The sequence below is a fragment of the Nocardia sp. NPDC003693 genome, assembly GCF_053981095.1.
Map to the genome: position 1 here is coordinate 1 of NZ_JBSFNO010000008.1, position 20,323 is coordinate 20,323.

The window sequence follows — 20,323 nt, forward strand, 5'->3', positions numbered from 1 at the left end:
CCCTCTTCCATCATCCGCCCACCACCTATATCTACACTATCTTTTGGACACTCTTTCCCTCCCCGACGCTCTTCCGATCTGGGCCGTATCACCCCGCCCCCCACGTAACCGCCGCCGCCCGCGAGACGGGCGCGCGCGCCCCCCACGGCCGCGCGCCAGCGTTCGCTGCCCGGTTCCCCGAGCGGGTAGCGCTGATTGTCCACTCCCGGAACGGGTGTGCCGATCCCGTCGGCGTCCGGCCGATCACACGCGTCTGTCCAACCCCCGGTCGCAGCCATGTGATCATTCTTGCCTCAGAATTCGCCGACACGCCCGAGATGCGGCTCAATTGTGGATAATCACATTTCCTGTGTGCCAACAGTTTTCATGCGTCAGATTTGCGGTATAAGCGCTCGGCGCGCCGGGTGAGTCATCCCCGGCGCGCCGCGCGGTAGCGCTCGATCAGCGCGGCGGTCGAGCTGTCGTGCGTACCGGCCGATTCCGAGCGCAGTTCGTCGTGAATGCGCCCGGCCAGCGTCTTTCCCAGTTCCACGCCCCACTGATCGAAGGAGTTGATGCCCCAGATCCAGCCCTGGGTGAAGACCTTGTGCTCGTAGAGCGCGATGAGCTGCCCCAGGGTGTACGGGGTGAGCCGCGGTATCAGCAGGGTGTTGCTGGGCCGGTTGCCCGGGAATTCGCGGTGCGACCCCGAATCGTGCTGCGGCGCGGGCTGTCCGAAGGCCAGCGCCTCGGTCTGGGCGAACAGGTTGGCCATCAGCAGGTCGTGGTGACCGGCCAGCTCGTGCGCGGGCTCGAGTACCCCGATGAAGTCGCAGGGCACGAAAACCGTTCCCTGGTGCAGCAGTTGGAAGAACGCGTGCTGCCCGTTGGTTCCGGGCTCACCCCAGATGACCGGTGCGGTGTCCACCTCGATCGGGGAACCGTCACGGCCGGTGGACTTTCCGTTGCTCTCCATGTCGAGCTGTTGCAGGTACGCGGGCAGTCGCGCGAGCCGCTGATCGTAGGGCAGTACCGCGTAAGTCTGTGCCCGCCAGAAGTTTCGGTACCACACCCCGAGCAACCCGAGCAGCACCGGCAGGTTCGCCTCGAACGGCGCGGTCCGGAAGTGCTCGTCCATCGACCGCGCCCCGGCGAGCAGTTCGCGGAAGTGCGCGGGGCCGATCGCCACCATGAGCGACAGGCCGATGGCCGAGGGCAGGGAGTACCGGCCGCCGACCCAGTCCCAGAACTCGAACATGTTCTCCGGGTCGATGCCGAACTTCGCGACCTCGCCCGCGGCGGTGGAGACGGCCACGAAATGCTTGGCGACCGCACCGGGATCGTCGATCGCCGCCAGCAGCCACGCGCGGGCGGTGTGCGCGTTGGTGAGGGTCTCGACGGTGGTGAAGGTCTTCGACGAGACGATGAACAGGGTGCTCTCGGGCTCGAGCTCGCGCAGTGTGCGGGCCAGGTCGTGGCCGTCGATGTTCGAGACGAACCGGACCGCGAGGGTGTCGAGGCCGAATTCCCGCAGGGCCGGGTACGCCATGGCGGGACCGAGATCCGAGCCGCCGATGCCGATGTTCACGACCGTGCGGATGGGCGCGCCCGTCGCGCCCCGCCACTGCCCGGTGCGCACCCGATCGGCGAACGCGCTCATCCTGTCCAGCACCGCGTGGACATCCGGCACCACGTCGCGGCCGTCCACGGTGATCGACTCGCCGGGCCGGGCGCGCAGGGCGGTGTGCAGCACCGCCCGGTCCTCGGTGGTGTTGACGCGGGCGCCGGAGCACACGGCCTCGATGCCGGCCCGCAGTCCGCGCTCGTCGGCGAGCGCGACGAGCAACTCCAGGGTGCGGGCGTCGACGAGGTTCTTCGAGTAGTCCAGCACCACGCCGTCGTGTTCGGCGGTCATGGCCGGGCCGCGCCGGGGGTCGCGCGCGAACAGCTCGCGCAGGCTCGCCCCGGCCAGCTCGCGCTGCCGATCGCCCAATTCCGCCCAGGGCGTGCGGGTTTCACTCATCACCGAGCTCACTTGACTTTGGCGATGACGTTCTCGCCGTACCAGTTGATCATGTTGATCTTGTGCTCGAGGGTTTCGGTGTCGTGCTCGGCGACGTAGGGATTGCGGAAGCCGACCAACGCGTCGGTGATGCCCTTGTCCTCGAGGCGCTTGACCCCGTCGGGGGTGTAGGCGTCGAGCGAGACCGCGTGGATCTCGAACTCGCCGGGATTGTCGCGCTCGCTGCGCAATTCGTTGATGCGCGCCAGGTACTTGTCCAGGGTCTCGGCGTCGCCGCCGGCGTGCATCCAGCCGTCGCAGAGCCGGACCGCGCGGCGCAGGGCCGGATCGCTGTGCCCGCCCAGCAGGATGGGCAGCGGTTCGGTCGGCGCGGGGGTCATCTTGATCTTCTGGATGTCGTAGAACTCGCCGTGGTACTCGAAGAACTCACCGGTGGACAGACCGCGCACGATCTCGATGCACTCGTCCATGCGCTTGCCGCGGCGCGCGAAATCGACGCCCATGATGTCGAAGTCCTCCGGCCACGGGCTGATGCCAACGCCCAGGGCGAAGCGGTTGTTGCTCAGGCGCGCGAGCGAACTCGCCTGCTTGGCCACCAGCACCGGCGGGCGGATCGGCAGCTTGATCACGAACGGGGTCAGGCGCAGCGTCGTGGTGGCCGCGGCGATGGCCGCCGAGAGCACGAAGGCTTCGATGAACGGCTTGTCCTCGAGGAACTCGCGGTTGCCGTCCTCGTTGTACGGATACTTCGAATCCGATTCCGCGGGGTAGGCGACGCTGTCGGCGATGGTGATGCTGTGGAATCCGGCGGCTTCGGCCGCCTGCGCGAGCGGGACGTAGTAGTCCGGGTTGGTCATCGCCTCGGCGTAGGTGTAGCGCATGGCAGGTCCTTTCGGGGTGCGCGAGATCGGCGGCGCCCGCTGTGGCGTCGCCCGGTACGTGTGGCTGGTGACGGGATCGAATTCACGTGCCCGCCACCGGATTCAGGTTCGGCCGCCGTGACTGAGCTGCCGGGCCGTGGCGACCAGCCTGGCGCTGTAGTGCTCGCGCTCGGCGCGCGAGACCGCCGGGCGCAGCGGGCCGATCTGCAGTTCCCAGCCCGCGCGGCCGTCGGCCTTGAGAACCGGGGCGGTCAGATAGCTGATCGGCAGGTCGAAATCGGAGTCGACGGTGGCGGCCGAGTACGGCCGCCCGCCCAGATCGCTGAGCATCGTCAGCACCCGGTCGCGCAGCGCGCCGGTGGCGGGGTGGTCGTCGAGATGACCCGCGACCTCGGCCAGGACGTCGAGGAACCCGGCGTTCTCCGCGGCCACGCCCCAGACCGCCACTCCCCGCGTGCGGATCTGTTCGAGGACGTCGCGGTACTCGTTCATGCGCGCGCGGGTCGCGGCCTGGCGCAGCCACTGCTGCTGGCTCTGTTCGTCGTTGAACGCGGCGATGGTGGCGCCCACCGGTGCGCGGTAGGGCAGGCGGGCGCCGGGGGTGATCACGGCGGGAATGCGGCCACGGCCGGTGGACACCGCGACGAACACCATGTGCGAGCGCACGACGATGGCCAGGGCCGCACCGCAATCCAGTTCGGCGGCGAGCGCCTCGATGGCGGCCAGCGTGCCGGGACCCGGCAGATCGCCGCGGGCCTGTGCGCTGGCGGCGAACGCCATCGCCCCCGCTCCGAGCTGGTAGGTCAGCTCCGGGGAGCGCCGCACCCAATCGCGTTCCTCGAGCACGCCGAGCACCGCGCCCGCGGTCGAGCGGCTCAGACCGAGTTCGTGCGAGATATCGGAGGCGGTGCGCGCCGCCGAGGAGCCCGCGAGCAGCTCGAGGACGTCGAGAACGCGCTGCGTGGGCGGTGATCCGGGCACCTGCACTCCTCTTGTCGAGTCGCTGAATTCTCGCTAGCGTACGACCGAATCAGATATTCGTAAATCAGCTTGCGAATATTCGCAAGCGTGCTGGCGGGCCCGTCGGTTCAGACCGCCCGCGACATCGTGAGAAAGGCTGGCGCATAATGCGTTTCGGCATCGTCCTGTTCACCAGCGACCGCGGCATCACCCCCGCGACGGCGGCGCTCGCCGCGGAGGAACGCGGTTTCTCCTCGTTCTTCGTCCCCGAGCACACCCATATCCCGGTCAAGCGCGAAGCCGCCCATCCCGGCACCGGAACCGCCGAACTGCCCGACGAGCGCTACACGCGCACCCTGGACCCGTGGGTGGCCCTGGCCACGGCCGCCGCGGTGACCTCGCGCATCGAGCTGTCCACCGCCGTGGCGCTGCCCACCGAGAGCGATCCGATCACCCTGGCCAAGACGATCGCCACCCTGGACCATCTCTCGGGCGGACGGGTCACCCTCGGCGCCGGATTCGGCTGGAACACCGACGAACTCGCCGATCACGGCGTGCCCGCGAACAAGCGGCGCACGGTGCTGCGCGAGTACGTCGAGGCGATGCGGGCGCTGTGGACGCAGGAGGAGGCCGCGTACGCGGGCGATTTCGTGTCCTTCGGGCCCAGCTGGTCCTGGCCCAAACCGGTGCAGCCGCACGTGCCGCTGCTGATCGGCGCGGGCAGCACCGACACCACGTTCAAGTGGATCGCCCGCTCGGCCGACGGATGGATCACCACCCCCACCGAGACCGACGTGCACGCCTCCACCGGCAGGCTGCTGCGGGCGTGGCAGGAGGCGGGCCGAGAGGGCGCGCCGCGCGTGGTCGCCCTGGACTTCAAACCCGACGCCGAACGCCTCGCACGCTGGGCCGACGCGGGCGTGACCGACGTGCTCTACGGGGTGCCCGACGCCTCGGACGACATCGCGTACACCTACCTCGATCGGCTGGCGAAGAAGCTCGACGGGTTCGACCTGCCGAAGGGGTAGCGAGCGGGTCGCCGCCGGGGTTCACCGACACCTCCGGAAGCCGGGCACGCTTGTGGTTCAAGGACTCTCGAATTCGGGTACTCCGGAGGAGAGAGGACAGCGTCATGAGCGTCAATCACTCCTGGGACACCATTACCGCTGCCCTGCACCGGGTTTCCGGCCCGGGCAGGCGCGGCGGGGAGTGGTTCACCTACCTGTGCCCGGTGCACGAGGCCGACGGGCGGCGCCATCACCCCTCGCTCGGGGTGGTGTACAACCGGCGGCGCGGGCGCACCGTGGTCCGCTGCTTCGCCGGCTGCTCCGACGAGGAGGTGCTGGACCGGCTCGGTCTGGGCGTGCGGGATCTGTTCGACCGGCCCGGCGCCGGGGTGCTCCCCCGCCGCCCGGACCGGACCGCGGCGGTGTCGCTCGCCGATCGCGCTGTGCTGGCGGGCGGGCTGTCGCTCGAGGCGCACCGGCGCGATCTCGGGCCCCGGGTCGGGCGGCCGCACCGGGTCGCGACCTATCTCTACCGCCGGGCGGACCGCACCCCGGCGGGCCGGGTCATTCGCGCGCACATTCCGCATCGGCACGGTCGCGCGAAGACCTTCTGGCAGGAGCGTTTCGGCGAACACGGTTGGGAGCCGGGCGGATTCGACCCGCTGCCGTACCGGCTGCCCGAGGTGCTCGCGGCCGTGCGGGCCGGGCGCGACATCGTCGTGTGCGAGGGCGAGGCCGACACCCTGACCGCCGTGCACGCCGGGCTGGCCGCCACCTGCAACGCCGGTGGCGCGCAGGGGTGGCGGCGCGAACACGGCCGCTGGCTCGCGGGGGCGCGGCGGGTCTGGATCATCGCGGACCGGGACGCGCCCGGGTATCGCCACGCCGACCGGGTGGCGCGGTCGATCGCGGGGAGCGTCGGCCGGATCCGCGTGGTGCAGGCCCGTGACGGCAAGGATCTGACCGACCACTGCAACGCCGGTCACCACATCCCGGATCTGGAGCCGGTGCCGGTGCTGGACGATTACTATCGCGCGATGTGAGCGCGGCCGAATTCGGCGATCACCCGCCGGCCGGTATCGGCTCCCCGCGCGGCGGCACCGGGTGCGGAATCATCCATCCCAGTGCGCCAGTACGGTTTTCGGCGCCACCATCCGGTACGCGTCGTGCACCACCTCGGTGATCTCGGTCCAGTCGACGAGCACATCCAGGTACACGCCGAGCCAGCCGCGATGCCCGACGTACGGCGGCCGGAAGAAGCGGTCGGGCTCGGCGGCGATCAACTCCTGCTGGGCGCCGGGCGGCGCGGGACACCAGAACGCGAGGCGATCGTCGTGATGGTGATCGGCGAACATCACGAACACCTTCTTGCGCACGAACCAGGTCGGCTCGCCGTGGCTGAGCCGTTCACTCGTCTCCGGGAGCGCGGTGCACAGTGCGCGTAGCCGGTCCAGTTGATCGCCCATGATCGAAGGCTAGTCACCGCGGGCGGGTCGCGCCTTGGACGAATGGGAAGCGTCGCTCCGAGCCTCGAACCGAGGCTGCACTACGCTGCGTATCACTCGGCGAGGCATTGCCTGCGCCCCCTTGATGAAGGCCGCCGTAGTACTTCAGTGCACTCCCCGCTCTCCGCCCGTCTGGACGCCCCGGAGGTTTGCCGATGACCCAGCTCGCCGCCCGACCCGTGACCGCGCCGCCACTGACACCGGTGGCCGCCGACCATCCCCTGCTGCGCCCGCTCGCGCCCGTCCCGTCCACCGGTCACATCTTCGACTTCCCCGGTCGCCTGGGCACCTGCGACATGGACGAGAACCAGGGCCTGCGCATCGACGGCATCGCCCGCCACATCCAGGAGGCCGGGGTCGATCACCTGGTGCACTGCGGCGCGCTGGAATCGCATCCGCACTGGATCGTGCGCCGCACGGTCATCGACGTGGTGCGACCCGTCACCTGGCCCGCGCAGCTGCGCACCCGGCGCTGGTGCTCGGGCATCTCACCGCGCTGGTGCACCATGCGCGTGCGCATCGACGCCGACAACGGCGGGCTCATCGAAACCGAGGGCTTCTGGATCCACATGAACAAGGAGACGATGAGCCCCTCGCGGGTGGACGACCAATTCTTCGAGCTCATGTGCACGACCACCGACGAACAGCGCCTGCGCTGGCAGCAGTGGCTGACCGAGCCGGCGCCGGCCGCGGACGGCGCCCGATTCCCGCTGCGGCGCACCGATATCGATCACTTCGAGCACGTCACCAACACCGCGTACTGGCACGGGGTGCACGAATTCACCGGGGCCGCCCCCGATCTCACCGAGGGACCGCACCGGTTCGTGCTCGAATACAACCGGCCGATCCGATTCGGCGAAGAGGTCGACATTCATACCCGGCGTGAATCGGACGCGCTCACCCTCTGGTTCACCGTCGACCGGGAAACTCGCGCCGTGGCGCAACTGCGCCGGACAGCGTGAGCGAGCGGCCGGCGCGCGTTGATTCCGGCGCGGTGCGGACAGTGACGCAATCGGCACCGCCCGCCGTGACGAAGGATTAGCGCCGAACGAGCGCTGCCCCTAGGCTGACGCCGTGATTTCCGAGCGGACAGTGATCGACGGGCGTTTCGAATTGCTCGAACCGCTCGGTAGCGGCGGCATGGGCACGGTGTGGCGCGCCTACGATCTGGCGCTGCATCGGGAGGTGGCGCTCAAGGAGGTCCGCCCGGCCGAGCCCGATCGCGAGAGCACGCCGGGGGTCCAGCGCGAACGCGTGCTGCGCGAGGCGCGGGCGCTGGCCCGGATCGGGCATCCCAACGTCGTCGCGATCCACCACATCGTGGACTCCCCCACCGTCGCGCATCCCTGGATAGTCATGGAACTGGTGCGCGGCCGGACGCTGGCCGAACACCTGGATCCGGGGCCGCTGCTGGACGGCGGGCGCATGAGCCCGGACCAGGCGGCGCAGATCGGGCGCGGGATCCTGGCCGCGCTCAAGGCCGCGCACGCGGTTGGCATCCTGCATCGCGACATCAAACCCGCCAATGTGATTCTGCGCGAGGACGGTTCGCCGGTACTCACCGATTTCGGCATCGCGGCCATCAACGACATGGAGGGGCTCACCTCCACCGGCAGCGTGGTGGGATCGCTCGACTACGTCGCGCCCGAGCGACTCGGCGGGCAGGAGGGGCATCCGGCCTCGGACCTGTGGTCGCTGGGGCTGGTGCTGTACGTGGCGGTCGAGGGCTACCACCCGATGCGCCGCGACACCTCGGTGGCGACGCTGGCCGCGGTGCTGCGCGGCGAGGTGCCCCCGCCGCGGCAGGCGGGCGCGCTCACCACGGCGCTGCAGGCGCTGCTGGTGCCGGATCCCGATCAGCGGCCGTCGGCCGATCAGCTGGATTGGCTGCTCTCCCAGGCGGTCACGGGCTCGAGCCCGGCGTTCCCGACGACGTTTCCCGGCTCCCAGCCCGTATATCAGGGGCCGCAGTCCTCGCCCTCCCAGCCGCTGGTGCAGACGCCGCCCGCGGGATACGCACGACCGCAATATCATTCGTCGCCGCACCAGTCGCTGCCGTACGCGCCGACCATGACCGCGACCTCGCCGCAGCTGCCGGTGCAGCACGCACCCGCCCCGGGCGGGCAGCGGCGCTGGATCCTGGTGGGTGGCGCTGTCGCGGCGGTACTGGCGCTGGGCATCGTCGGCGCGGTGACCCTGCTGCCCGATGATTCGGACAACCAGACCCTACCCAGCCAGTTACCCGGGACCACCGACGTGCGCAGCACGGTGTCGATTCCGGTCGTTCCCCCCACCGGCGGCGCGGCCCGGACCACGACGGCGGCCGCCGCGAAGACCGACCTGCTCACCCCCGCCGGCATCCGGCAGGCGATCGAGAACTTCGAGAAGACCACCGGCGGAACGGTTTTCACCGAGACGGTGTTCTATCCCGAGTACGCGAACTTCGGTGCGCCGGTGAAGGACCGCCCGACCGTCTACGACGAGTACTCCTATCGGAACGGCGCCGTCAGCCGCCAGGGCGCGGGCGGCCAGCTCTCCGACGAGCCGACCATCACCCTGAACACGATCGACTGGGACATCCTGCCCGCCCTGTTGGCGACCGCCCACGAGAAACTCGGCCTGCCGAACCCGACCAGCCGCTACCTGATCGTCAACCCGTCCTGGACCTTCAACGACGACAAGCCGACGCTGATGGTGTACCTCAGCGACGAGTACGACGGCGGCGGGTACATAGCGGCCAACCTCGACGGCTCGATCGTGAGCGTGTACGCGCGTTAGGGATCAGCCCGCCCCGGGCAGTGCGTCGTCCGGACTGGAATTTCCGTGGAAGGTCATCGATTCGCGGGTCCGGGGCGAAGTCTCAGTACAGCAGTGGGCCGCTTGCAGTTCGTGGCCTGATAAACGTGCACTATCGCACTGGATTTGGCGGAAACCGCCACGAGAAGGACGATTGTGCACGTTTATTCGGTGCGGATTCGACGTTCAGTCCACCGGATCGGCAGGGCCGGTTGTCCTTCCGGTCAAATCACCGTGGGTGATCGACAGGGCGCCGACGGCGGCGATCCAGGCGGCCGTGAGGTGGATGGCGGCGACGCCGTCGCCTATGGCCAGGGCCCGGGTGAAAGCCTCGTCTATGCGGTTCGCGCGAACGTGGTCGACGACCGCCTCGGCGTACAGTTCGTCGCGCGGCAGCACCGCCAGGCGGTCGAGGATCACGGTCTGGAGGCGATCGGGTGGTAGCGCGGCGATGAGGTCGGCGTTCTCGGTCAGGAGCGTGGTGGCGAACGCGTTGATTATCTCGTGCAGGGCCTCGATGTGGCCGCTGGCGCTTATCGCCGAACCGGTTCGTTCGACACGGGCACGGTCACTTTCGGCGTAGGCGCCCACCAGGTCCATCACCAGCGTGTATGGCACGGTCATCGGGCCAGTTCACCACACCGGACGGGCTCGCTCGGGGTGTTCGATCACGACCGCCCGTTTCGTCCGAAGTGCACCGGGATGTCTCGGGGCTGTCCCGGCGGGCCGCCGAGCGACGGCTCGAGCCGGTCGAGCACGATGCTCGTGACCATGTCAGCCATGGTGCCGGTCCTCTCCGGTGGTCGAGCGTCGGAAGCTGCTGCGCTATCGGGACGTTCACGGATGTAGTCGCCGAATGTAGTCCCGGTAGTCCACGACGAAGCCGTCCGGGTCGAACTCGATATCGGCGTGGTACTCGCCGGAGCTGAAGGCGACCACGCTTTTTCCGCGCGGCTCGTAGCGTTGTGCGGTGAGTTCGGAACCCAATTGAGGGACGGTGACGAAACGCATCGTGTAGTCCCGTGCGGTGGCGGCATTCGACAGGAGGCCGTCGCGCAGCACCGGGAGCGAGTTGAAGTACGCCGAATGCTGCAGATCGAAGAAGTCCGCGCCGTCGAGGGCGTGCCGGACCGGGCCTGCGCCGGTATCGACGATCAGCTCCGAACCGTCGAGCTCCCAACGCAATTCGTACACCAGCCCGACCATGGTGCCGTGTGCTCGATCCAGGCTTTCCATTCGGACGATTTCCATCCGCGGCTCGTCGGTTCCCTGCCATACGAACGTGCGCATGCCGATGAAACTACGCGCTCGTGGTGCGCAGTTCGCGATAACAGCCCGGGCCCGCCTATGCGTTCGGCCGACGCGGGACCGATCCGGCGACATGCCCTGCGAGCCGGCCGGTCAGGTCGCTGGCTACCCGTTGTGCACGGCGTATCGGAGCAGCGTCACGCCGGACGGCAGCGCCCGCGACTCGAGCACCTCGAGCCGGTCGAACGAGGTGCCCTCGGCGACCAGCCCCTTCCCACGCCCCTGAACGGCGGGGAAGACGAGCAGCCGGATCTCGTCGACGAGCCCGGCCGCCAGCACCGCGTGCGCCAGAGTCAGGCTGCCGCACAGGGTGATGTCGCCCCCGTCGGACTCTTTGAGCCGGCGCACCTCCTCGACCGGGTCACCGGGCAGGATCGTCGCGTTGCGCCACTGCGGGTCGGTCAGCGTCGACGAGACGACGTACTTCCGGACTTCGTCGAGGTAGGCGCCCGCCGGCTCGTCGGTGTGCTGAGGCCAGTAGCCACGGAAGTCCTCGTAGGTCTGCCGGCCCAGCAAGATTGTGTCGGAGGCCGCGCCCGTCCGCTCCGTCGCGAACAGCCAGTCGTCGATGCCACCCTCGGGAGTCGGGGCGAACCACTCGTCAATGATCTCGATCCGCCCGTCGGCGGTGATGTTCTCGGTGAGCAGCAACCGGCGCATCGCACCGTTCTAGCACCGATCGCAGCCACCCTCAACGCGCCGGGCAGAGCACGCCGCGAAGAGGATCCTCTACCCGCCCCGCCTCGCCGAAGAACGTCGCGTTGTGCGGCCGACTACCGCCGACTCCCTAGACTCGGCGATCATCGCGCGCCACACGATCATTCCGGCGAAGGAGCGTCACTCGTGCACATCGATCTCGAGGGCAGGACCGCGCTGGTAACCGGGTCGACGCAGGGCATCGGGCTGGCCATCGCCGCCGGGCTGGCCCGTGCCGGGGCCCGGGTCGCCATCAACGGACGCACACCCGGCCGCGTCGACGCGACGGTCGCCGAATTGCGTACGGCGGGTGGGGACATCCTCGGGGTGAGCGCCGACGTCACGACCGACGCGGGGGCCGATCAGCTGCTCGCCGCACTGCCTGCCGTCGACATCCTGGTCAACAACCTCGGCATATTCGAAGCGGTCCCGGCGCGGGAGATCACCGACGCGCAGTGGCGAACCTATTTCGACGTGAACGTCCTGGCCGCGGCCCGCCTTCTTCGCGCCTACCTGCCGGGCATGGTCGACAGGGGCTGGGGTCGCGCTCTCCAGATCGCTAGCGACTCGGCCATCGTTATCCCCGAGGAGATGATCCACTACGGGGTGTCCAAGACCGCGCTGCTGGCACTCTCGCGCGGTTTCGCCAAAGACGTTGCCGGAACGGGCGTCACGGTCAACTCCGTGATCGCTGGGCCGACCCACACCGCAGGGGTGGAGGATTTCGTCTACCAGCTGGTGGACCGTGCGCTGCCCTGGGACCGGGCGCAGCGCGAGTTCATGCGCGCGCACCGCCCCCAGTCGCTGATCCAGCGGCTGATCGAGCCCGACGAGATCGCCAACATGGTGGTCTATCTCAGTTCACCGTTCGCCTCGGCGACCACCGGAGGCGCCCTGCGCGTCGACGGTGGTTACGTCGATTCGATCCTGCCGTAACGGCGAAAGAGCGCGCGATCGTCTCGGTCCGCCTGGGCGCCCCCGGCGGCAACGGATGTGCGCTGCTCCGCCGCGTTGCGGGTTGGCGTGCGATAACCGTTCGGCCGGCACCGGACCGGGCCACAAGCGTTCGAGCACCACGCGCCGACGTCGATCGAGTCGGCACGAGCCCCGCGACACAGCACTGCGGCCCCGCCGAACCAGACAGGGCCTGCGAGCCCGAAAAGACCGTGCTGGGCGACCGCACGCTCCGACTACTGGCCGCGGCGTGCCTCGCAACGGCCGGTACGGCCGTGTATCTCACCTGACGGGCTCGCGTCGCGGGCAAATGAGTGCCTTCGGCTGACCTGTCCACACGTGGTTCGTTCAGCGCCACCGGAACCAGCGTCGGCGGCCCGCACGCGATCCCACGGGTGACTGGTACCAGACGGCCTTCGGACGTTTGCTTTGGAGCTCTTCCCAGCGCATGAAGGTGCGGTGATGGATTCCGACGATCAGGGCTGCTTCTTCGTCGTTGATCTGTCGACCGTCGTCGCGTGCAGATACGCGGATGCCGCTGGTGACCTGATAGAGGGCAGCGATCGTGCCGTCCTCGACGGGTCCCTCCTCACGAAGGCGTTCTGTACCCAGAACGAAGTTCTCGAAGTCGAGTGGGAAACTCTCGGACGATGCCGGCCGGCCATGAACCTCCTGCACCATCATCCGCGAAGCCGCAACGAATTCACCCGTCCCGCGGTCTAATACGAAACCTCCAGTGCTCCCGTCCGCCGCCTCCTCGAGCCACAAGGTTCGGTCCCGATGAAAGTAGAAGGCGGGGAGATCCACTTGCTCTCTATTCTTTTCGCTCCTGGCACGATCTCGGTGAGTCTACTGGTCGACAGGTCGGACCTGATTGCGCGGTCTGTGCCACATTGCGACGGGTCTTTCCAGCTCGCACAGTTCGGAATACGTGGCGTCGTCTTCCGATAGTTCGTTCTCGTTCTCGTTCAGCCAGCGCCGGTACAGCGCGGCTCGCTCCGATCGCTCGGCTCGAGACCGATCGGCATCCTCGACTGTTCCTGTTGCCCGTGGCTGGTCGTAGCTGTAGCCGGTCACCAGCCGGACTTCGTCGAGGTAGGCGCCCGCCGGCTCGTCGGAGTGCTGTGGCCAGTAGCCACGGAAGTCCTCGTCGGTCTGCCGGCCCAGCAAGATGGTACCGGCTCGCCCGTCGATGGCGGCGTAGCAGATCAACCTATCCACGGGTCACGGTCGACCGGGCGTGCTGTGCGAGGAGTTCGGTGAGGGTGTCCAGGCCCGGCAGGTCGAGGCCGCCGCCGGTGTGGGTGGCGTGCGAGAGCAGTTGTTGCAGGCGGGTGTTGAGCGGGGCGGGGGTGGCGTGGAGGCGGGACAGGAGGGCTATTTCGCCGTTGAGGTAGTCGACTTCGTTGGTGGGGGTGGCTCGGGCGAAGCTCTGCCAGGTGGATTGGTGGCCGGGGGTTACCCCGGATCGTTCGGTGAAGTGGGTTTGGGCGGGGTCGAGAACGAGGTCGGCGAGGTCTCGGGGAGTAAAGCCCGCGGCGGTGAGGACCGTGCGGGCTTCGGCGCTGAGGGCCAGGCCGACCGTGTCTTTCGTGCGGCGGTCTCCGGCGAGTACCTCGAGTCCGTTGCGCACGCTGTGGACGATCTTCGATGCCTTGTAGGAGCGGATGTCGGTGACCGGGGTGATCAGGAAGTTCGCTTCGGCGATGTCCGTGGCGAAAGTTTTCAGGGCCCGTGCGGCGAATTCGGTTCTGCGAGTGCTCGAGATTCCGGCGATGACACCGCCGAGGTGGGGATGCCCGCCGACGCGGACTTCGCCGGTGCGACCGTGCTGGGCCGAGATGAGGAAGACCGCGCCCAGCACGGTGTCGAACCAGCGGGCGGCGGTGCGTTCGGCGTCCAGGCCGTTCTGCACGGTGACCACCGGAATCAGTTCCGCGGCGTTGCCTCGGACACAGCTGTGCTCGTCGGTCACATCGCGCCAGGCCACGGCGGAGGCGACCGTTGGCAGATCCTGGGTCTTCACCGCGAGCACGACGATATCGCCGATCCGCAATCCCAGGTCAGCGGCCAGGTCGACGGCCCGGAGGCGAACCTCCCGGCGCCCCGAGTGGGTGTGGTACGACAGTGGCTGTGCGACAAGGTGTTCGAGTGTCGCACCGCGTGCGACGAGCAGCACCTCATGTCCGCGATCGCCGAGTTCCACGGCCAGACTGACGCCGATCGCGCCCGCGCCGACGATGACGTACCGGGTCATCGACCGGCCCGGCGCAGGAAGGTCTCCCCGGCGCGCACCGGGAAATCGAGGCGGTTCTCCGGTGGCGGCAGCGGGCACAGGTAGTGGTCGGAGAACGTGCACGGCGGCAGGTAGGCGCGGTTGAAGTCCGCGACGAACCGGCCCTCGCCATCGGGCGCGGACACGGTGAGGAATCGAAAGCGCTGGGTCTCGGTGCCGTTGGTGGTGTCGGCGAAGGTGAGCTGGATGTCGCCGCTCGGGGTCGCCGCGCCCGACAGCACCAGTTCTCGGCCGTCGATACCGATGCGCAGGCGAACACCGGGGTTGCTGCTGACGAAGCCATCGATGTGGTCGAGTCGCAGTGGCACGGTGGAGGTCTCGGCGACACCGTCGAACACCCAGGAAGGATCCGGGGCGAAGGTATCGATTCCCGCCAGGCCCGCGCGGGTGGGCGCCTGCGGGTCGAATACCCGTAGCGCGACCTCGCCGGCGCGAATCAGGGGCTGCAGCAACAGCTCTCCGCTGAGCATCCGGTCGCCGGGTGCGAGTTCGAGATGACGACCCCCGCCGTCACCGATGGCGCGGCCGTCCGCGGCGACCCACTCGCCCGGAACACCGTCGATCCGCAGCGGAAGGTCGCTGAGCCAATATGTTCCGACGGCGGCGGCGAGACCGTGCGCCGCGGTGGCGAGTGTCTCGCGCTCGGCGTGCCAGTGCTGCCAGTCGGATACCCAGGTATCGGTTGCCGTGGTCATTGTGCGGCCCTTTCGAGAGTGGATGGTTCCCGGCCGGACAGCGCCCGGCGGCCGGGGATGGCGGCGAGCAGCCGTTCGGTACGAATGTCGCGCGGATCGCCGAAAACGTCTGTGACCGAACCCGCTTCGACGACCTTGCCGCGATCGAGCACGGATACCGTGTGCGCGATCTTGGCTATCACCGAGAGGTCGTGCGACACGAACAGGTATGCCAGGCCGAATCGCTGTTGCAGGTCGAGAAGCAGGTCGAGGATCTGCTCCTGCACCGAGACGTCCAGCGCGGAGACCGGCTCGTCCAGTAGCACCAGATCCGGTCGCAGGGACAGTGCGCGCGCGATGGCGACGCGCTGGCGCTGCCCGCCGGACAGCTCGTCGGGCAACCGGTCCAGCGCGGTGCGCGGCAGCGCCACCGCGTCCAGGAGTTCACCGGCGCGAGCGTGGCGTTCGGCGCGGGTGCCGATGCGGAACGACACCAGCGGCTCGATAACGCTGTCGCGCACGGTGAATCGCGGATCCAGGGCGGCGTACGGATTCTGCTGAACCAGCTGGAAGCGCCGGCGGAGCGGGCGCTGCCGCCGCCACGACAGACCTGCCAGATCGGTGCCGTCGAAAAGCACCGCACCGGAGGTAGGGGTCTCGAGGCCCATCGCGAGACGCAGGAGCGTGCTCTTCCCGGAACCGGATTCGCCGACCACGGCGTGGGTGCGACCGGCGGGCACGCGCAGCGACACCGCATCCAGCGCGACTACCCGGCGCCCGCGCCTGGTGGCCCGGAATTGCTTTGTCACAGCGTCGATCTCGAGAATGGCGGGCAGGTCTTCTCCCCCGGTCTCCCGGAAACGCGGCACCGGCACACCCGCGTTCGCCAGCCCGGGCGCGGCCGCGATCAGCCGACGGGTGTAGGCGTCCGCGGGCGCGACGAGAATTTCGGCGGGCGTACCGGATTCGACGATCCGGCCCCGTCGCATCACGATCACCCGGTCGGCGCGGTCCGCCGCGACGGCGAGATCGTGCGTGATGATGAGCAGGGCGATACCGCTCTCGCGCACCAGTGATTCGAGATGGTCGAGGATGCGGGCCTGGACGGTCACATCCAGCGCGCTGGTGGGTTCGTCGGCGATGATCAGATCCGGTCGCCCGGCCAGGGCGATCGCGATCAGCACCCGCTGGCGTTGCCCGCCGGAGAGCTCGTGCGGATAGCGGCGCACATGGTGCTCGGGGTCGTCGAGTCCGGCGGTACGCAATATGCCGAGTACTTCGACATCGACCGCGGGACCGCGTATCCCGCGCAGTCGTACCGCCTCGGCGACCTGGGTTCCGATCTGCTGGGTGGGATTGAGACCGACCATCGGGTCCTGCGGAATCAGTCCGACCGTCGCTCCGCGCAGGGACCGGACCGTCTTCTCGTTCGCTCCGACGATCTCGACGCCCCCGACTCGAATCGAGCCGCCCATGATTCGCGCGCTGTCGGACAGCAGGCCGATCACCGCGTGCGCGGTGGTGGACTTCCCGGAACCGGATTCGCCGACCAGCGCCACGATTTCGCCCGGGCGCACCGACAGCGAGACATCGTGCACGGCCGGCACCACGCTACCGCCGGTCAGATAACCCACCGAGAGGCCGGTGATGTCGGCGATCGGCGCAACGGTCGCCGTACGGGTTTCCGGCACGGTCATCGCCGCACCTCCCGCAGGGTCTGCGCGATGTGATTGAGCGCCAGCACCGTCAACGCGACCAACGCGCCCGGCAACAGCGATACCCACGGCGCGGTCACCAGGAAGTTTCGTCCGGCCGCCACGAGCGACCCCCATTCGGCCTCCGGTGGCGCCGCTCCGAAGCCGAGGAAGCTCAGTGCCGCCACCGCGATGATCGCGGCCCCGAAATCCACCACCGCCAACGCCAGTACCGGCCCCCAGGAGTTGGGCAGCACGTGCCGGATCAGCACTCGCGGCCAGGATCCGCCGCCGGATCGCGCGGCTTCCACATAGGGCAGCGTCTTCACTCGGAGCACCTCGGCACGGGTGGTTCGCGCGAAACCGGGGATGGTGCCGACACCGACGGCGATGGCCACCGGAATGGTCCCGAAGCCCAGGGCGGTGACGATCGACAGCGCCAGCAGCAGGCCCGGAATCGCGAGCTGCACATCGACCACGCGCATGATCAGCGCGTCGAGTACGCCACCGAGAAACCCGGACAGCACGCCCAGCAGGAGTCCCGCTCCGAGCCCGATGGCGATTGCCAGGAGAGCCGCCTTGACCGTGAGGTCGGCGCCGTAGAGCGTGCGGGTCCACAGGTCGCGACCGACATCGTCGGTGCCGAACAGGTGGGTGCCGCTCGGCGCGCGCAATCGCTCCGCGGGCGCGGTGGCGTAGGGCTCGTAGTCGGTGAACAGGGTGGGCGCGAATGCCGCGACGATCACGAACGTGACCAGCGAGCTCGCCAGCACGAAGCCGGGCCGGCGGGCGAGGCGCAGCAGCCGTGCACGGCCACGGCCGCCGCGTGTCCGCGCGGGGAGTTCTCGGTCGTCATCGACCGCGATGACCTCCGGGGCGATCAGCGACTGGACCATGTCAGCGCACCTCGGTGGTCGCGGGGTGGGCGATGCGCGGATCCAGCAGCGGGTAGAGCAGGTCGACGATCAGGTTGATCACGACGAACCCGGCGGCCGCGACCACCACGATCGCCTGCACCACCGGAACATCCTTGGCGAGCACCGATTCCTGGGCGAGCCGGCCGATACCGTTGCGATTGAAGACGGTTTCCACCACGATCGCGCTGGTCACGGTGAGGCCCACCAGGACCCCGATGATGGTGAGCGCGGGCAGGGCGGCGTTGCGCAGGGCGTGCCGAAACTGCACGGCCCCGCGCGAGAGGCCCTTGGCACGAGCGGTCACGATGTACGGCTCGCGCAGGGTGTCGGCGAAGCTGCGCCCGAGCACCTGTGCGAGCTGGGACGCGCCCGGCAGCGCCATGGTGATCACCGGAAGCACCAGGTATTTCCAGCCGCCCGAGCCCGAGGACGGCAGCCAGCCCAGCTCGAACGAGAAGTACTGGATGAGCCCGAGCCCCACCAGGAACGACGGGACCGCGACACCCAGCGCCGGGGCCCGATCCAGCAGCACGCGCAACGGTGCGATCCGCACGAACGCGGCCAGGTAGGCGATCCCCGCACCCAGCACGATCGCGAGTACACCGGCGATCAGGCTGAGTGTGAGGGTACCGCCGAGTCTTTCGGCCAGCAGCTCACTCACCGGCGCCTGTTTGGCGATCGAGGTGCCGAAGTCGCCGTGCAGCGCACCGGTCAGCGCGGAGAAGTACTGATCCAGGATCGGGCGGTCCAGCCCGTACTTCGCCTTGGCGGCCGCGAGCTGTGCCGGTGTGAGGGAATCGGTTTCGATTCCGGCGGCGCTGAGCTGGATCGATACCGGATCACTGGGAAGCAGGTAGAGCACGGCGAAGGCGAGCGTGAACGCCGCCCAGAGCACGCCGGCCGCCTGTGCCACCCGCCCGGCGATATAGCCGATCACGGCTGGATCCAGACGTCGTGCAGGTCGATGAAGCTCTCGGCGGTGAAGCGGAAACCGTTGACCTGATTGCGAATTCCGGCGTACTGCACGCGTTCGGACACCGGGAAGGTGATGCCGTTGTCGATCAACACGCCCTGCAGTTCGTGGTAGATCCGCTCGCGCGCCGCCGAATCGGTCGACTGCACCGCACGGGTGAACAGATCCGAGATCTGTGCCGCCGCGGCCGGCTTCTGGGCATTGCGCGCCAGCGCCTTGGAGTTCGCCAGGGCTTCGACGAGGATGAACTGCAGCGCACCGGGATCCGCCCGGGTGAAGTATCCCTCGACGAGGTCGTACTGGCCGTTGGCGATGACCGCGGGCCGCTCGGCGGCGGTCACGGACTTCAGCTGGAGTTCGATTCCCGACTGGCGCAGCTGATCCTGGAGCAACTCCGCGCCGACGCTGGCCGCGCTCAGCGGCTGGACCAGGGTGAGCCGCTTGCCGTCCTTGGAGCGGAATTGATCACCGGGCGCGACCTTCCATCCCGCCGCGTCCAGCAGGCGGCCGGCCTGCGCCGGGTCATAGGTGAGCTTGGCGCTCTGGTTGGCGTAGTACGGGGTGGTGTTGTCGAACGGCCCGCCGACGACCGGGTAGTCCGCTCCGAAGGTGGTCGCGGCGAAGGTCTTCAGATCGATGGCGTGATAGAGCGCCCGCCGGATCTGGTCGTCGGCCAGTGGACGGCCTTCGGACACGTTCGGGTACAGCGTGTAGGAGACGCCCGGGAGCGGGCGCGACCGCAGATACGCGCCGGATCGGCCGATCAAGGTCCGGTCCTCGACGGTGAACGGATTGCGCGGCCAAGCGATGTCGATCTGTCCGCTGACCAGGTTGCCGGTCCGCACCCCGTCTTCGGCGACGTAGCTGACCTTCACCTTGTCCAGATAGGCCTCGCCCGGGTTCTTGTTCAACGGCGACGGCCACCGGTAGCCGGTGCGGCGACTCAGGGTGACTCCCTGGTTGGGGGTGTAGTTGTCCAGGGTGAACTGTCCGGATCCCACGACATCGCCGAGGCAGCGCTGCTGCGGTGTCTTCTGGAACGAGGCCGGCGACAGCAGCGCCAGGTTGGTGGTCGCGGTCGCCTGCAGGAAGGACGAATTCGGCTTGCCGAAGTGGAATTTGACCGTCTTGGGGTCGATCACCTGCGCCGACTCGAGTCCGCCGATGTAGCTCGCGCCGAACGCGGTGCCGCTCGAGGTGCGGGCGAGCTCGATGAATCCGTCGAAATTGGTCTTCACCGCGGCGGCGTCCAGCGGTGTGCCATCGGCGAAGGTCACCCCGTCGCGCAGGGTGAAGGTGTAGTCGAGCCCGTCGGGGCTGATCTGCCACGCGGTCGCCAGCCACGGCACGATCTCCCCGGTATCCGGGTTCTGGTCGGTGAGCGAATCGGCGAAATTGCGGATCAGCGAACGGTGTTCGATCCAGTAGGTCTGGAAGGGGTCGATGCAGGCGAAGGCCACATTGTCCGGAAAGAACGCCAGGTTCAGGGTGCCGCCTCGCACCGGTTCCTGCCCTTCTCCCGAGGGCCCACCGGTGGTGTCGGCGCTGCCGCCGCAGGCGCTCACGAGCAGGGTCAGTGTCGCGGCGAACGCCGCGGCACCGAGCTTTCCGACCTTGCGCGGACTGCGCGCGAGCCGCGTGGTGATAGTCATGGCTGGGT

20 protein-coding genes are annotated in these 20,323 nt (G+C 68.7%); 5 read left to right on the plus strand and 15 right to left on the minus strand.

Features of this window, described 5'->3' with window-relative positions; all coding sequences use genetic code 11:
- Positions 1-409: 409 nt before the first annotated feature.
- The 3 genes from pgi to ACWDOP_RS11680 form a co-directional block, all read right to left on the minus strand.
- A complete protein-coding gene (gene pgi / locus ACWDOP_RS11670; RefSeq protein WP_456345011.1) occupies positions 410-2,002 on the minus strand; it encodes a glucose-6-phosphate isomerase in 1,593 nt (530 codons plus the stop codon).
- A gap of 8 nt (positions 2,003-2,010) precedes the next feature.
- The gene (locus ACWDOP_RS11675) at positions 2,011-2,883 is read right to left on the minus strand and encodes a TIGR03619 family F420-dependent LLM class oxidoreductase (RefSeq protein WP_454206557.1); all 873 of its coding nucleotides are present in this window, start codon (positions 2,881-2,883) and stop codon (positions 2,011-2,013) included.
- A gap of 102 nt (positions 2,884-2,985) precedes the next feature.
- The gene (locus ACWDOP_RS11680) at positions 2,986-3,864 is read right to left on the minus strand and encodes a helix-turn-helix domain-containing protein (protein ID WP_456345012.1); all 879 of its coding nucleotides are present in this window, start codon (positions 3,862-3,864) and stop codon (positions 2,986-2,988) included.
- Positions 3,865-4,010: 146 nt separating this feature from the next.
- On the opposite strand from ACWDOP_RS11680, the gene ACWDOP_RS11685 reads away from it, so the two are divergent.
- Together ACWDOP_RS11685 and ACWDOP_RS11690 are read left to right on the plus strand one after the other, a co-directional pair.
- Complete coding sequence (locus tag ACWDOP_RS11685; protein ID WP_456345013.1) at positions 4,011-4,871, plus strand: LLM class F420-dependent oxidoreductase; 861 nt, start codon at positions 4,011-4,013, stop codon at positions 4,869-4,871.
- Between the two features lie 104 nt (positions 4,872-4,975).
- On the plus strand, positions 4,976-5,893 hold the full coding sequence (locus ACWDOP_RS11690; RefSeq protein ID WP_456345014.1) for a toprim domain-containing protein: 918 nt from the start codon (positions 4,976-4,978) through the stop codon (positions 5,891-5,893).
- Positions 5,894-5,962: 69 nt separating this feature from the next.
- Here the strand turns inward: ACWDOP_RS11690 and ACWDOP_RS11695 are convergent, their stop codons facing one another.
- On the minus strand, positions 5,963-6,316 hold the full coding sequence (locus tag ACWDOP_RS11695) for an MmcQ/YjbR family DNA-binding protein (RefSeq protein WP_456345015.1): 354 nt from the start codon (positions 6,314-6,316) through the stop codon (positions 5,963-5,965).
- Between the two features lie 194 nt (positions 6,317-6,510).
- On the opposite strand from ACWDOP_RS11695, the gene ACWDOP_RS11700 reads away from it, so the two are divergent.
- Entirely contained in the window at positions 6,511-7,317 is an 807-nt protein-coding gene (locus tag ACWDOP_RS11700) for an acyl-[acyl-carrier-protein] thioesterase (RefSeq protein WP_456345016.1), read from the plus strand.
- Positions 7,318-7,429: 112 nt separating this feature from the next.
- Positions 7,430-9,133 carry a protein kinase domain-containing protein gene (locus ACWDOP_RS11705; protein WP_456345017.1) on the plus strand — a complete coding sequence of 568 codons (1,704 nt, stop codon included), beginning with the start codon at positions 7,430-7,432 and terminating at the stop codon, positions 9,131-9,133.
- Between the two features lie 204 nt (positions 9,134-9,337).
- On the opposite strand, the gene ACWDOP_RS11710 is transcribed toward ACWDOP_RS11705, so the two are convergent.
- The 3 genes from ACWDOP_RS11710 to ACWDOP_RS11720 form a co-directional block, all read right to left on the minus strand.
- Positions 9,338-9,775 carry a hypothetical protein gene (locus tag ACWDOP_RS11710; RefSeq protein ID WP_456345018.1) on the minus strand — a complete coding sequence of 146 codons (438 nt, stop codon included), beginning with the start codon at positions 9,773-9,775 and terminating at the stop codon, positions 9,338-9,340.
- 213 nt (positions 9,776-9,988) lie between these two features.
- On the minus strand, positions 9,989-10,441 hold the full coding sequence (locus tag ACWDOP_RS11715) for a putative glycolipid-binding domain-containing protein (protein WP_456345019.1): 453 nt from the start codon (positions 10,439-10,441) through the stop codon (positions 9,989-9,991).
- Positions 10,442-10,564: 123 nt separating this feature from the next.
- Positions 10,565-11,119 (minus strand): dihydrofolate reductase family protein, encoded by a 555-nt coding sequence (locus tag ACWDOP_RS11720; protein ID WP_456345020.1) that lies wholly within the window; start codon positions 11,117-11,119, stop codon positions 10,565-10,567.
- Positions 11,120-11,302: 183 nt separating this feature from the next.
- On the opposite strand from ACWDOP_RS11720, the gene ACWDOP_RS11725 reads away from it, so the two are divergent.
- Positions 11,303-12,091, plus strand: a complete 789-nt coding sequence (locus ACWDOP_RS11725; RefSeq protein WP_456345021.1) for an SDR family NAD(P)-dependent oxidoreductase — start codon at positions 11,303-11,305, stop codon at positions 12,089-12,091.
- A gap of 366 nt (positions 12,092-12,457) precedes the next feature.
- Here ACWDOP_RS11725 and ACWDOP_RS11730 read toward each other — a convergent pair whose 3' ends face one another.
- From ACWDOP_RS11730 to ACWDOP_RS11765, 8 genes are read right to left on the minus strand one after another with little or no spacing between them, the layout of a single operon-like run.
- On the minus strand, positions 12,458-12,916 hold the full coding sequence (locus tag ACWDOP_RS11730) for a hypothetical protein (protein ID WP_456345022.1): 459 nt from the start codon (positions 12,914-12,916) through the stop codon (positions 12,458-12,460).
- A 42-nt stretch (positions 12,917-12,958) separates the two neighbouring features.
- Complete coding sequence (locus tag ACWDOP_RS11735) at positions 12,959-13,321, minus strand: hypothetical protein (protein ID WP_456345023.1); 363 nt, start codon at positions 13,319-13,321, stop codon at positions 12,959-12,961.
- Between the two features lies 1 nt (position 13,322).
- Entirely contained in the window at positions 13,323-14,366 is a 1,044-nt protein-coding gene (locus ACWDOP_RS11740; RefSeq protein WP_456345024.1) for a ketopantoate reductase family protein, read from the minus strand.
- Positions 14,363-15,100: a DUF1684 domain-containing protein gene (locus tag ACWDOP_RS11745; RefSeq protein WP_456345025.1), complete on the minus strand. Its 738-nt coding sequence runs from the start codon at positions 15,098-15,100 to the stop codon at positions 14,363-14,365. The genes ACWDOP_RS11740 and ACWDOP_RS11745 overlap by 4 nt, the downstream gene beginning before the upstream one ends.
- Complete coding sequence (locus ACWDOP_RS11750) at positions 15,097-16,776, minus strand: dipeptide ABC transporter ATP-binding protein (RefSeq protein WP_456345026.1); 1,680 nt, start codon at positions 16,774-16,776, stop codon at positions 15,097-15,099. The genes ACWDOP_RS11745 and ACWDOP_RS11750 overlap by 4 nt, the downstream gene beginning before the upstream one ends.
- Entirely contained in the window at positions 16,773-17,669 is an 897-nt protein-coding gene (locus tag ACWDOP_RS11755; RefSeq protein ID WP_456345027.1) for an ABC transporter permease, read from the minus strand. Before ACWDOP_RS11755 ends, ACWDOP_RS11750 begins: the two co-directional genes overlap by 4 nt.
- Before the next feature lies 1 nt (position 17,670).
- On the minus strand, positions 17,671-18,627 hold the full coding sequence (locus tag ACWDOP_RS11760) for an ABC transporter permease (RefSeq protein WP_456345028.1): 957 nt from the start codon (positions 18,625-18,627) through the stop codon (positions 17,671-17,673).
- Positions 18,624-20,315, minus strand: a complete 1,692-nt coding sequence (locus ACWDOP_RS11765; RefSeq protein WP_456345029.1) for an ABC transporter substrate-binding protein — start codon at positions 20,313-20,315, stop codon at positions 18,624-18,626. The genes ACWDOP_RS11760 and ACWDOP_RS11765 overlap by 4 nt, the downstream gene beginning before the upstream one ends.
- Positions 20,316-20,323 lie beyond the last annotated feature (8 nt).